A 12,733-nucleotide genomic window follows, 5' to 3' on the forward strand; every position below is an offset into this window, starting at 1 on the left:
TTAAGGTCTTATCTACAATACGTAAATACCGTGTTGTGAGGGCTTTGCAATACTGTCCGCAGGATCGTAGCTGCAAAGAAAACGTATATTGGGAAAGTGTTTTTTCTGCACACCAAAAGAGCACAGCCATATACACAGCTGTGCTCAATGTCTTTACAAATTTTTACTTATCTATGATCATTACTCTTCATCAAGAGACTGGATAAGTTCAAGTGATCTTTCGAGATTCATCTTATTGCACATCTCAACAAACTTCTTGAAAGGTACATTCTGAATCTGCTTGTTAGAACCGCGAACATTGATAGAAACTGTTCCTTCAGCGGCTTCTTTGTCACCGATTACAAGGATATACGGATCCTTGTAGTTCTTGAACTTCTTGATCTTCTCTTTCATGTTGCTATCGCTTGTATCAAGCTCTACACGAACATGGTTGGCTGTAAGCTCATTAGCGATCTTAGTTGCATACTCGTTGTGCTCTTCTCTGATCGGAACGATACCAACCTGATAAGGTGAGAGCCAGAATGGGAATGCGCCCTTGAAGTGCTCTGTGATGATACCGATGAAACGCTCAAGTGAACCATAGATAGCTCTGTGAACTACTACTGGCTGCTTCATTGTGCCATCCTTGTCCTGATATGTAAGCTCGAAGTTGTGAGGAAGCTGGAAGTCAAGCTGCATAGTACCACACTGCCATTCACGTCCAAGAGCATCCTTGATCTGAAGGTCGATCTTAGGACCATAGAAAGCACCGTCGCCGGCATTGATCTCATAACCGCCTTCGCCGTACTTGTCATCGAGGATCTCTTTAAGTGCAGCTTCTGCCTTGTTCCATACTTCTATGTCGCCCATGAAGTCATCAGGTCTTGTAGAGAACTCTGCACGATATGTGATACCGAATGTTCCATAGATCTCATCAGCTATATTCATAACATCATTGATCTCAGACTTGATCTGCTCTTCTGTTACGAATGTATGGTCATCATCCTGACGGAACTCCTGTACTCTGAAGAGTCCGTTCATCTGGCCTGACTTCTCTTTACGGTGAAGTACATCATACTCACTGTAACGGATAGGAAGCTCTTTATAAGAGTGATTTGTTCTCTTATAAGCCATCATAGCGTTAGGGCAGTTCATAGGCTTAGCAGCCATTGTATCTTCTGCTTCAAGTGAGAAGCGTGCTGCTGTTTCATCACTTGAGATTGTATCTTCTGCCTTAGTTCCGTCTGTAATACCCGGAACCATAAACATGTTGTTAACATAGTGAGCCCAGTGACCTGAGATAAGCCAGAGCTTCTTGTTGTTGATAAGTGGAGCAGAGATCTCTGTGTATCCATGCTTTTCCTGGATCTCTCTTGAGAATTTAAGGAGTTCCTGATACATCCTCCAACCTCTTGGAAGCCAGTAAGCCATACCCGGTGCTGTCTCATTGAACATGAACAGATCAAGGTCCTTACCGATCTTCTTGTGGTCACGCTCCATAGCTTCCTTGATCATAGCAAGGTGAGCCTTGAGCTGATTCTTATCAGGGAATGCATAGATGTATACTCTCTGCATGTGATCGCGCTTCTCATCGCCTCTCCAGTAAGCTGCTGATACAGACTTAACCTGATATGAGCAGTTCATAAGCTCCTGAGAGTTGGCAACGTGAGGTCCACGGCAAAGGTCTACATAATCTTCACCTGTATAGTAAACTGTGATTGTCTCATCTTCAGGAAGATCCTGGATAAGCTCTGTCTTGAACTTCTGATCTTTGAAAATTTCAAGAGCTTCTGCCTTTGAGACTTCTTTTCTAGTCCAGTCTTCTCTTCTCTTGATGATCTCACGCATCTTGTCTTCGATAGTCTTGAAATCATCAGGGCTTATTGACTTATTAAGAACGAAATCATAATAAGCACCATCATCAATCTGAGGTCCTATAGCATACTGAACATTTTCTTTGCCATAGATTTCAATAACTGCTTTTGCAAGAATATGAGCCAGTGAATGACGATATACCTGCAGGAATTCTTCTTTTTCCATTCTAAATCTCCTTTTCTGCACTTTGTGTGTTTCGAGTGCAAGGGATGATCTTTGCTAAGATGAGGATCATCTTTAAGCTTAAAAAAGCCCTTTGCACTACTGTTACGTAATGCAAAGGGCGTATTTAACGCGGTTCCACCTTGCTTATCCTAAAAAGGATATCTCATTGGGATTATAACGGAATCACCGTGCCGGATTGGGGCCTCTCAGAGTTAGTTTTCAGACAGCCTCCTTCCAGACACTCACAGCACGGGAGATCCCGGTGTCATTCTCTGAGGAATTACAGCAACTTACTCTTCTCGTCAACGATTTAATAATACAGTTCAATATACATATACTGAAACTATATTTTGAATTTCTATGATTATATGCCCTTAAAATTCATTTGTAAAGGCATCATCATAAGCTTTTTAATTCAGCTTTATAAAAAGCTAAAAGGTTAGCTATTATTCAGCTTTGTTTCTTCCATGGCACTTCTTATACTTCTTGCCACTTCCGCATGGACATGGATCATTAGGATAGATTTTCTGAGCATTGTGAACTGTACGTGAGTTCTTCTGCTCTTTGTAAAGCTCTTTTCTCTTATCTTCATCGAAGATATCATTCCATTCAGGAAGACCATAGAGCCAGTCAGCTTCTGCTGCAACCATGTTCTTATAAAGCTTCTCTTTATCGAATGCAAGGCTTACAACAGTATCCTCTTCCATGTTCTCGATATCATTGGCAACTTTAAGGCTTTCATCGATACCATCAAGGAAACCTGTCATTGTCATAATATCAATACCATATTTGTCAGCGAGTTCCTTAACTGTTCCCTTTACTTCTTCATCAGGGTTCTTAAGAAGCTGTGCGTAAATATCTTTTTCTTTGCCAAAATAATCTGTCCATAATCTCTGGAGATCACCCTTATTGGCTGTCTCTGAATAAGCCATGTCTCTCCACTGTTTAAGTAATGCCATATTCTGTAACCTGCTTTCTTATATAATCTTTGATAATCTTCGCCTGTAGACAATGTCCCACATTAAGGCTTTCATTATCATACTCTATTAAACTCAAAATATCAACAACCTATAACTTCACCCTACAAACTGCCTAAAAAACAGTCGAAATTTTATGACATTATTACATAAAATTTACGATTTGTTGCCATAACCCCTGACGTGTGCTAGAATACGAACTACAGGTCCGTAAGGGTGGAGGTTAATGAGTGATGGGTAAAGTACTACAGCCGCGTAAGCACCGCCATAAAAGACACTATACATTTATGATCATTTCTGGTGATTCTGACAGGAAAAGCAAGCAGATTCATCTGGGGCATGTGGCAACACAGGTGCTGGCATTTTCTCTTTTTGCAATACTTGTTGCAATCGTATGTTATATCGCATATATTACGCTTCGTTTTAAAAATTTACAAAGTTCTAATTCTCAAACTCTGTCAAGTATGCAGGCAGTTATAGATAATCAGCAGCAGATGATAAGTGATCTGTCTGCTCAGAATTCAAGTCTGCAGACTGCCAATTCTGAACTTCAGGCAGGATATGAGCAGGTCAGCAAAGCTCTTAATATAATGGTTGACGATGAGGAAGCCAATGAAGCTGCACAGATAGAAGCCGCTCTTCCAAAAGGTTTCCCTCTATCGAGTCAGGCATCATATGAGTCCCGCATAGATGATCCGTCTTCTGACTCCAAAGATACTGCCAAGGAAGGCAATCCTATTCTTGTATTTAATGCAAGTGCAGGATCTCATGTAGTAGCTTCCGGTACAGGAACAGTTCTGACTATTACATCAGATTCCAAATATGGCAAATGTATCACTATAGATCATGGCAACGGATACAAAAGTATATACCGTCTATCCGGCACTGTGCTTGTAGAAGAAGGCGATACTGTGAGCCGCGGTACTGCTCTTTTCCTTATAGGGGACAAAGGGACTACACTCGGCTATCAGATCCAGTACAACGATGAATATGTTAACCCGGAAGATATGATCGAGATCAACGGTTAACGGCTAAATCTAAAGTAAAGACTAAGTGAAGGGAGAACATAAAATGTTCAACAGTAGTAAAACAAAGACACCCCCCATCAGTACCTATGAGGATGAAGCTCAGAAAGTTGTAACTTTGATAGGCTCTGGCGCAACCTGTGAAGGAGCTTTCAGCGCGCGTGACACCACAAGGATCGACGGAACCATAAATGGTCCTGTGCATATCGAGGGAAGTCTTATCGTAGGCCAAAGCGGCAAGATCAACGGTGATGTAACAGCCCAGAATGTATTCCTTGCAGGAGAGATCAACGGCAACATCGACTGTAACTCAGGCAAACTCGAAGTAAGTGACAGCGGCAAGCTTATAGGCGATGTCACGACCAAGAGCATCGTAATCGATGAAAATGCTATCTTCCAGGGCAAATGTACCATGACTACAGATATCAACTCAGCAACTACTGCCAAAGAAAGAGCTGCAGCTACAGTTGCTGACAAGAACTAAGCTATATATCAAAACCGGATTAATTTATATATAGCGCTTCAATACAAAGATAAGACATTATAATCATAAAAACCAAAAAGAAGACCTGACCGGTCTTCTTTTTGGTTTTTATATAGCATATAGCATTACATCAAGATTGTGCTGACATACTCTGTCAAATCACTGAAGTCTTTCAAAGACCATCTCATATCCGTCATCGCCATAATTAAGTGATCTGTTAACACGGCTTATTGTAGCTGTAGAAGCGCCTGTCTTCTCTGCAATCTCAAGATATGTCTTTTTGTCTCTGAGCATTGATGCTACTTCAAATCTCTGTGAAAGAGATAACAGTTCATTCACAGTACAAAGGTCTTCGAAAAAGCTATAACACTCTTCCTTATTCTGCAAGCAAAGAATTGCTTCAAACAGATGATCTACAGAATCGGTATGAATTTTCTTATTCATATTTTGGTATTCCTCCAATTTGATTTACTTGATTATTATGTGCTTTATTCCTTGAATATTTTAACATAGTAAAGTTGTAAAGTAAAGTCAAGAGCTGTTTTAGGTTATTACTTTATTCTTTTGTTATAATTTTCTAAAAAGATGCAAAAATCATCTTTACTTTTGTTTATATTTGTGATAACCTAGATTTGTTGTTTGAGTAAGTATGTTGGCTATAGACTTTATACAAACATCAGACAGCGTAGTGATTACTTTTTTATTATCCAGTGGAGGTATTACAATGAACAAAGGTACAGTTAAGTGGTTCAACAATCAGAAAGGCTATGGTTTCATCTCTGATGAAGCTGGTAACGATGTATTCGTACACTATTCAGGACTCAACATGGAAGGCTTCAAGTCTCTCGACGAAGGCGCTTCTGTAGAGTATGATGTAATCCAGGGCGAAAAAGGACCTCAGGCAGTAAACGTAAACAAGCTTTGATATTAAAATAATATCGAAGACATCCCATCTATAGTACGGATGTTAGCTTTTAAGTAAGGTCCGCCTTAACATAAAGCAAAGATTTATTTTACTCCAACAATTAACCGGAGCAGCCAAGCTGCTCCGGTTTTGTATTATAAGAACTTATTCATCAAATAGCAAGAGTACGACTTTTTGAACGTAAATATGATTCAATGAATCGGTTGGTAAATAGGCCCAATGCCGAAGGCATTCTCAATTGGCCTATTTACTGCATTTTTGAATCTTTGATTCAAAAATGTATGACTTCTTGAACGTAAATATGATTCACTGAACCGGTTTACATCCGATCAGCCACAAGCATTTATTACATCTTCTAAGCTTAAGCTTCCACCGAATATCTCAAGGGCTGATCCTACTGTGACATCAACTTTGGAATTACCGATTTCTTTTAGCCTGGTAATATCTTCGATGCTGTGAACACCTCCTGCATATGTTACAGGAATCTTGCCCCAGCTCCCCAAAAGCCTTGCGACATTTTCTTCAATTCCGCCCTGCTTACCTTCGACATCTGCTGCATGGATCAGGAATTCATCACAAAAGTCCGCCAGATCATCAAGAGTTTCTATAGATAGTCTTGTATCTGTCATCTTCTGCCATCTGTCAGTGACTATATAATAGTCATCGCCCTTTTTCTTACAGGAGAGGTCAAGAACAAGTCTTTTCTTACCCACAGTATGTTTCATTGCTTCAAGCCTGTCCCAGGCAATCAGACCATTCTTAAACACATAGGATGTTACTATTACGTGGGACGCTCCTGCGTTAAGGAAAATCTCTGCATTATCAGGATCTATCCCTCCACCTATCTGAAGTGTCCCGGGATGAGCTTTGAGAGCAGCTATTGCCTGATCTTTACTTTCCTCATAAAAAGGGCTGTCCTTAGCATTAAGTATTATGACATGGCCGCCTTTAAGCCCCATATCATAATACATATCAGAATAATATGCTCCGTCTTGTTCAGACACATAGTTATCCTGAGCCGCATCATGACTGTCACTTAGGCTGGCACCTACAATCTGCTTTACTTTGCCATTATGAACATCTATACAGGGTCTGAATATCATCTATGGCTCCTTTATATCAGTTAAGATAAAGAGCATCTGCCATGTCATACATTCCGGCGGCCTTGCCAGCAAGGAACTTAGCAGCTTCTACAGCACCCTTACCAAAGATAGCACGTGAATATGCTCTGTGTGAGAATGTTATTACTTCATCTGTTCCTGCAAAGATAACATCGTGATCTCCTACTATAGTTCCGCCTCTTACTGCAGAGATACCGATCTCTTTCTCGGGTCTTTTTTCTCTTCTTGAAGAACGGTCATAAACGAACTCATAGTCTCCACCGGCAGCTTCATTGATAACTTCTGCAAGTGACATAGCTGTTCCACTGGGAGCATCGAGCTTTTGATTGTGGTGCTTCTCAACTATCTCCATGTCAAAGCCTGATCCTGCCAGAGTCTTAGCAGCTTCTTTGAGAACTTTCATAAGTACGTTGACGCCAACAGACATATTGGCAGATTTAAGAATAGCAATCTTAGAAGATGCTTCCTTGACATGAGCTATCTGCTGCTCAGAAAGGCCTGTAGTACACAGTACTACAGGAAGATTCTTGGAAACACAGGTATCAAGAAGCTCATCTACTCCTGATGCATTAGAGAAATCTATGACTACATCACACTCTACATCTACCTCAGCAAGGCTCTTAAATGTAGGAAAAGAATAATTGTTCTCGCCAAACTTATCTACGCCTGCAACAATCTCAATATCATTGTCATTACCTGCTATATCTACAATAACATGTCCCATACGGCCATTGCAGCCGTTCATTATAGCTTTGATCATATTTAACCTCATGTCGCGAGTGAAACGAGTGACTAATGGTTCAAATTGGTGGAGCTCGCGACACCAATTTGGGTTTGAAAGTGGAACACTTTCAAACTTTTATACCTCATTATTCTCAATCATTATATTAACTATCAGATAAGGCCAAATTCCTGCATAGCCTGTTTAAGCTGTGCTGCATGCTCCTGCCCAATCTCAGTAAGAGGAAGGCGAAGAGGGCCTGCTTCAAAGCCGATATACTCAAGAGCCTTCTTTACAGGAATAGGGTTTACTTCTGAAAAAAGAGCCTTGATAAGCGGGATGGCACTAAGCTGAATAGCTGCTGCACCTGCAAAATCGCCTTTAAGAGCAAGTTCACACATTTCGTGAGTTTTCTTTGGTGCTACATTAGAAAGAACTGAAATAACACCGATTCCGCCAAGCGACATAACAGGAATAACCTGATCATCATTGCCGGAATAAAGATCTATATTGCCTTGTGTAAGATGCATCATCTCAGCTGTCTGGGAGATATTGCCTGTTGCATCCTTGATACCAACGATATTGGCCTTGTCTTTAACAAGTTTTGCCACTGTGGAAGGAAGCAGATTGCAGCCTGTACGACTTGGTACATTGTACATGATAACAGGGATCTTGATAGCGTCTGCAACTGCAGAAAAATGAGCTACAAGTCCGTCCTGAGTTGCCTTGTTATAATATGGTGTTACAGAAAGAACTGCATCAGCGCCATACTCTTCAGCTTCCTTAGAAAGCTGAACAGCTGTATGTGTACAATTAGAACCTGTACCAGCGATAACAGGAATGCGATGAGCAACTTTGTCGATACAGAATTTAACGACTTCCATATGCTCCTGCTCGCTCATGGTTGCAGCTTCTCCCGTTGTACCGCATACGATGATAGCATCTGTTCCGTTTGAGATCTGGAACTCGATGAGTCGTCCGAACTCATCATAGTTAACTGATCCATCCTGATAAAATGGTGTTGCTATAGCAACTCCTGCTCCCTTAAATACTGCCATAGTGGCCTCCTTAATAATAAAACTACCGGGCCTTGCTCTAAATCCCGGCCAATCTACACAAAAGGGTGAGCGCCCTTTGTGCGCTCACCCTACAATCGTCCAAATACGGATTATCGGATAGCGCCCCATCATTACTGATGACAGTCATACACCTATTAAATGTATGCCCAAGAATCCGGAATGCAGCTGCTTCCGAACCTTTCGGCGCGCTTTCCTTTCCATTCTCTTCTTTTACTGCTGCAGCATCCAAGAATGTACTTATAAAACACGCAACCTCTATCTCTAAACAGCAACATCATAACACTGCCACTTTACAGTGTCAACACGAACGCATGATTTGCCAAGTATAGCGCAATAGGTGGATTGGCTATCGCTTTTATGGAGGTTTTGCCTTCGGAGATTTGATAATGATATCATAAGTCTCATGTGAAAATAACCTTGATTTTTCTAAGGGGCTTCTCAGCTTTCGTGGACATGCTATACTGCAGCTTCGAAGCCCCTAAGTAAAATCAAGAACATTTTCAAAATCGGCTTATAATATCATTATCAAATCTCCGAACTGGAAGTTATCGCTTAGAAAGAGATATTATCTAATAGAACAGCTGTCATGTATCACAATTTAGGATTTTGGTAAAACGGCTCTCTACTCTATGCTATAATATGACGTAAAGGTCAAAAGTTACATTATAACAATTAAAATATTAGATACATTCTTGAACATAAAGTTCAAGAATGAAGCAATAGAGCCAATTGAGTTCGGCTTCGTCGAAGGCTCTATTACCAACTGATTCATGGAATCACGAAACACGCAGTAAATGCGCGTTTCTGTAATTTACGTTCGATACGTCATACAACATAAGTTTTTATCAAAAAACAAGAAAGGAACGGCCGGAATATTCTGGGCATTTACTTATGAACAATAAAGTTACTTTATATATGCATTCAGGAAGTGGTAATCATGGATGCGAGGCTATAGTAAGGTCTCTTACAGGGCTTATCAATAGTCAGGATCCTTCGATTAAACCGGATGTCATGACCAATGACAGAGCAGAGGATCTTAAGTATGTTCCTGAAGATATATGCCATTTTGTAGAAGAAAAGCATATGGACAGGAATGTCATAAATCATACTCTTTATTATGTTTACCGCATGATAACAAAGGATAAGGAATCATTCCTTAGATACAGATTCAAGGATATGTACAAGAATCCCCCGAAGGTAGGTGTGTCGATAGGCGGAGATACTTATTGCTACGACTATATGGTTGAAGAGATAATGCTTACCAACAGTATGCTTCATAAGCTCGGTACAAAGACTATACTCCTTGGATGCAGCGTTGAACCTGAGCTTGTCAAAAGAAGTGATGTTGCAGCTGACATGAAGCTTTATGACAAGATTCTTGCAAGAGAAAGCATCACTTATAATGCTCTGTTAGACGCCGGAGTTTCAAAAGAAAGGCTTGAGCTTGCTCCAGATCCTGCATTCACTCTTGATACGCAATATCTCCCTCTCCCGGATGGTTGGAAAGAAGGTAAGATGATAGGTCTAAACCTAAGTCCTCTTATAGGTATGTATGCTGAGGATAAAGATATCGCACTAAAATGCTACGAAGGTCTTATACAGCATATCATCGATACCACAGACAATAATATAGCTCTTATCCCTCATGTTGTCTGGGATAGGAGCAACGACTTCATACCACTTACAAGCCTTTATGAGAAGTTCAAGGATACAGGACGGGTTATTCTGTTACAGGACCATAATGCAACTCAGCTCAAAGGCTTTATTGCCAGATGCAGACTCTTTATAGGAGCCAGAACTCATGCAACTATCGCTGCATATTCATCATGTGTTCCTACTCTTGTAATAGGATATTCAGTAAAAGCAAGGGGCATAGCAAGAGATCTGTTCGGAACAGAGGATAAATACGTACTTCCTGTTCAGGATCTAAAAACTACAGAGCAGCTTATCGAAGGCTATGAATGGCTAAATGACCATGCTGATGACATTACACAAAAGCTTAAAAAATCAGTTCCTGAATATATTATCAAAGCAAGACGAAATGGAAGCGCTGTAATGGATCTGCTCAATCAATAATACATTCTGACTTCGCATTTACCAAACATACGCCACCCATTGAGGCAGTGCAGATGCCTTAATGGGTGGCGTATATTTGGTAAATATGAAATATTGGTATAGTTATAACTGCTACTACACGTTATTTTGTATAATATATTCTTGTATTTTGATCATAGTTAGTGTATATTTTACATCGATTTATGAATGTTTTTTTGATATCATTGTTGCATCGCTCTGTTATGAGTGCTAAAATATGTTGGTTTTGAATTAACAGATCAAGAGTTAAAGTTACTGTTTTAGGTATCAGAAAGCGCCAGAACGCAGACTGCATACTAGATGAATACGGTCCTTGTAAGTGTGATGACTGTTTTTTATAAGTAAGTTACACGCACCATCAAGGGCTCATGGATATTTTAAGGAGTACCAGTATGATACAGACAAGAGATGACATTAGAAACGTTGCCATTATAGCTCACGTTGACCACGGTAAGACAACACTTGTTGACGCTCTTTTACATCAGAGCGGAATCTTCCGTGAGAACCAGGAAGTTGCAGAAAGAGTCATGGACTCTAATGATATCGAGCGAGAGCGTGGTATCACTATCATGTCCAAGAATACAGCCATTTCATATAACGGTGTTAAGATCAACATCATCGACACTCCCGGCCATGCTGATTTTGGCGGCGAGGTTGAGCGTGTACTTAAGATGGTTAATGGTGTAGTACTTGTTGTAGATGCTTTCGAAGGTCCTATGCCTCAGACCAAGTTCGTTCTTCGTAAGGCCATGGAGCTGGGTCTTCCTGTTGTAGTATGTATCAACAAGATTGACCGTCCTGAAGCTCGTCCTAATGATGTTATAGATGAAGTTCTTGAACTTCTTATGGATCTTGGTGCCAACGACGAACAGCTTGACTGCCCGTTCGTATTCGCATCAGCTAAGGCAGGCGTTGCTTCCAAGTCACTTGATGACAAGGGAACAGATATGAAGCCTCTTCTTGATACAATAGTAGATTATATTCCTGCACCGCAGGGTGATCCTGAAGCTAATACTCAGGTTCTTATCTCTACAATCGACTACAGCGAATATGTAGGTCGTATCGGTGTTGGTAAGGTTGATAACGGTAAGGTTAAGGTTAATGATGAGGTTGTTATCGTCAACCACCATGAGCCTGACAGACTTGTAAAAACCAAGATCAGCAAACTCTACGAGTTCGATGGTCTTAACAAAGTTGAAGTAACAGAAGCCGGTATCGGTTCTATCGTTGCTATTTCAGGTATAGGCGATATGAAGATCGGTGATACTCTCTGTGCTCCTGAGAATCCTGTAGCTATTCCTTTCCAGAAGATCTCAGAGCCTACTATCAGCATGAACTTCATCGTCAACGACTCTCCTCTTGCAGGTCAGGAAGGTAAGTTCGTAACTTCCCGCCAGATCAGAGATCGTCTTTACAGAGAGCTTAATACTGATGTATCTCTCAGAGTTGAAGATACAGAATCAACTGATACTTTCAAAGTTTCAGGACGTGGTGAGCTTCACCTTTCAGTTCTTATCGAGAACATGCGTCGTGAAGGCTATGAGTTCGCAGTATCTAAGGCTGAGGTTATCTATAAGACAGACGAGAACGGCAAGAAGCTTGAGCCTATGGAAAAATGTTATGTAGATGTTCCTGAAGAATTCTCAGGTACAGTAATCTCAAGACTTTCAGAGCGTAAAGGCGAGCTTGTAAACATGGGAACAGCTAATGGCGGATACAGCCGTCTTGAGTTCAACATCCCTTCACGTGGTCTTATCGGTTACAGAAATGACTTCATGACAGATACCAAGGGTAACGGTATCATGAATACAGAGTTCTCAGGATATGCTCCATTCAAGGGAGAGATCTCTTATCGTAAGCAGGGTTCACTTATCGCATTTGAGTCTGGTGAAGCTGTAACATATGGTCTTTTCAATGCTCAGGAGCGTGGTACTCTGTTCGTAAAGCCAGGTGATAAGGTTTACTCAGGAATGGTAATCGGTTCAAGCGGTAAGAGCGAAGATATCGAAGTTAACGTATGTAAGACCAAGCACCTTTCTAACACACGTACATCATCTTCAGATGAAGCACTTCGTCTTGTACCACCTAAGGTTATGTCTCTTGAAGAAGCTATCGAATTCATCGATACAGATGAGCTTCTTGAGGTAACTCCTACAACACTTCGTGTTCGTAAGAGAATCCTTGATCCTACAATGCGTAAGAGAGCAGGAATCGCTGCCAAGAACAAGGCTCAGAATAAGTAATCATAACAATTACTTGATTAATATTTTTAGTCAGTTTATTTAGTA

11 protein-coding genes and 1 riboswitch are annotated in these 12,733 nt (G+C 40.7%); of the genes, 5 read left to right on the forward strand and 6 right to left on the reverse strand.

From position 1 onward, the window contains the following. Window positions 1-180: 180 nt before the first annotated feature. On the reverse strand, window positions 181-2,019 hold the full coding sequence (gene thrS, locus I7804_RS16960; RefSeq protein WP_248404270.1) for a threonine--tRNA ligase: 1,839 nt from the start codon (window positions 2,017-2,019) through the stop codon (window positions 181-183). Window positions 2,020-2,465: 446 nt separating this feature from the next. Continuing rightward, on the reverse strand, window positions 2,466-2,978 hold the full coding sequence (locus I7804_RS16965; protein WP_022755465.1) for an SEC-C metal-binding domain-containing protein: 513 nt from the start codon (window positions 2,976-2,978) through the stop codon (window positions 2,466-2,468). A gap of 251 nt (window positions 2,979-3,229) precedes the next feature. Between I7804_RS16965 and I7804_RS16970 the strand changes: the two genes are divergently transcribed. Together I7804_RS16970 and I7804_RS16975 are read left to right on the forward strand one after the other, a co-directional pair. Then, window positions 3,230-4,024 (forward strand): murein hydrolase activator EnvC family protein, encoded by a 795-nt coding sequence (locus tag I7804_RS16970; protein ID WP_248404271.1) that lies wholly within the window; start codon window positions 3,230-3,232, stop codon window positions 4,022-4,024. Between the two features lie 43 nt (window positions 4,025-4,067). Further along, a complete protein-coding gene (locus tag I7804_RS16975) occupies window positions 4,068-4,505 on the forward strand; it encodes a bactofilin family protein (protein ID WP_022755463.1) in 438 nt (145 codons plus the stop codon). 159 nt (window positions 4,506-4,664) lie between these two features. On the opposite strand, the gene I7804_RS16980 is transcribed toward I7804_RS16975, so the two are convergent. After that, window positions 4,665-4,949: a YerC/YecD family TrpR-related protein gene (locus tag I7804_RS16980; protein WP_022755462.1), complete on the reverse strand. Its 285-nt coding sequence runs from the start codon at window positions 4,947-4,949 to the stop codon at window positions 4,665-4,667. A gap of 280 nt (window positions 4,950-5,229) precedes the next feature. Here I7804_RS16980 and I7804_RS16985 point away from each other — a divergent pair, with 280 nt between their 5' ends. Continuing rightward, on the forward strand, window positions 5,230-5,430 hold the full coding sequence (locus tag I7804_RS16985; RefSeq protein WP_022755461.1) for a cold-shock protein: 201 nt from the start codon (window positions 5,230-5,232) through the stop codon (window positions 5,428-5,430). 329 nt (window positions 5,431-5,759) lie between these two features. Here the strand turns inward: I7804_RS16985 and hisA are convergent, their stop codons facing one another. The 3 genes from hisA to dapA form a co-directional block, all read right to left on the reverse strand. Next, window positions 5,760-6,533 carry a phosphoribosylformimino-5-aminoimidazole carboxamide ribotide isomerase gene (hisA, locus tag I7804_RS16990; protein WP_248404272.1) on the reverse strand — a complete coding sequence of 258 codons (774 nt, stop codon included), beginning with the start codon at window positions 6,531-6,533 and terminating at the stop codon, window positions 5,760-5,762. Between the two features lie 16 nt (window positions 6,534-6,549). Continuing rightward, entirely contained in the window at window positions 6,550-7,311 is a 762-nt protein-coding gene (gene dapB, locus I7804_RS16995) for a 4-hydroxy-tetrahydrodipicolinate reductase (RefSeq protein ID WP_027203154.1), read from the reverse strand. A gap of 134 nt (window positions 7,312-7,445) precedes the next feature. Beyond that, entirely contained in the window at window positions 7,446-8,330 is an 885-nt protein-coding gene (gene dapA / locus I7804_RS17000; protein ID WP_110072765.1) for a 4-hydroxy-tetrahydrodipicolinate synthase, read from the reverse strand. Window positions 8,331-8,440: 110 nt separating this feature from the next. Beyond that, window positions 8,441-8,617, reverse strand: a riboswitch (Lysine riboswitch). Window positions 8,618-9,242: 625 nt separating this feature from the next. On the opposite strand from dapA, the gene I7804_RS17005 reads away from it, so the two are divergent. Both I7804_RS17005 and typA read left to right on the forward strand, forming a co-directional pair. Further along, a complete protein-coding gene (locus I7804_RS17005; protein WP_248404273.1) occupies window positions 9,243-10,427 on the forward strand; it encodes a polysaccharide pyruvyl transferase family protein in 1,185 nt (394 codons plus the stop codon). A 410-nt stretch (window positions 10,428-10,837) separates the two neighbouring features. Then, window positions 10,838-12,688 carry a translational GTPase TypA gene (gene typA / locus I7804_RS17010; protein WP_027206883.1) on the forward strand — a complete coding sequence of 617 codons (1,851 nt, stop codon included), beginning with the start codon at window positions 10,838-10,840 and terminating at the stop codon, window positions 12,686-12,688. The last annotated feature ends 45 nt before the right edge of the window (window positions 12,689-12,733 follow it).

The sequence above is a fragment of the Butyrivibrio fibrisolvens genome (genome assembly GCF_023206215.1).
GTDB classification, from domain to species: domain Bacteria; phylum Bacillota; class Clostridia; order Lachnospirales; family Lachnospiraceae; genus Butyrivibrio; species Butyrivibrio fibrisolvens_C.

Coding starts and splice junctions, on each gene's coding strand:
- thrS (WP_248404270.1), bottom strand. CDS start 2,019: ATGGAAAAAGAAGAATTCCTGCAGGTATATCGTCATTCACTGGCTCAT.
- I7804_RS16965 (WP_022755465.1), bottom strand. CDS start 2,978: ATGGCATTACTTAAACAGTGGAGAGACATGGCTTATTCAGAGACAGCC.
- I7804_RS16970 (WP_248404271.1), top strand. CDS start 3,230: ATGGGTAAAGTACTACAGCCGCGTAAGCACCGCCATAAAAGACACTAT.
- I7804_RS16975 (WP_022755463.1), top strand. CDS start 4,068: ATGTTCAACAGTAGTAAAACAAAGACACCCCCCATCAGTACCTATGAG.
- I7804_RS16980 (WP_022755462.1), bottom strand. CDS start 4,949: ATGAATAAGAAAATTCATACCGATTCTGTAGATCATCTGTTTGAAGCA.
- I7804_RS16985 (WP_022755461.1), top strand. CDS start 5,230: ATGAACAAAGGTACAGTTAAGTGGTTCAACAATCAGAAAGGCTATGGT.
- hisA (WP_248404272.1), bottom strand. CDS start 6,533: ATGATATTCAGACCCTGTATAGATGTTCATAATGGCAAAGTAAAGCAG.
- dapB (WP_027203154.1), bottom strand. CDS start 7,311: ATGATCAAAGCTATAATGAACGGCTGCAATGGCCGTATGGGACATGTT.
- dapA (WP_110072765.1), bottom strand. CDS start 8,330: ATGGCAGTATTTAAGGGAGCAGGAGTTGCTATAGCAACACCATTTTAT.
- I7804_RS17005 (WP_248404273.1), top strand. CDS start 9,243: ATGAACAATAAAGTTACTTTATATATGCATTCAGGAAGTGGTAATCAT.
- typA (WP_027206883.1), top strand. CDS start 10,838: ATGATACAGACAAGAGATGACATTAGAAACGTTGCCATTATAGCTCAC.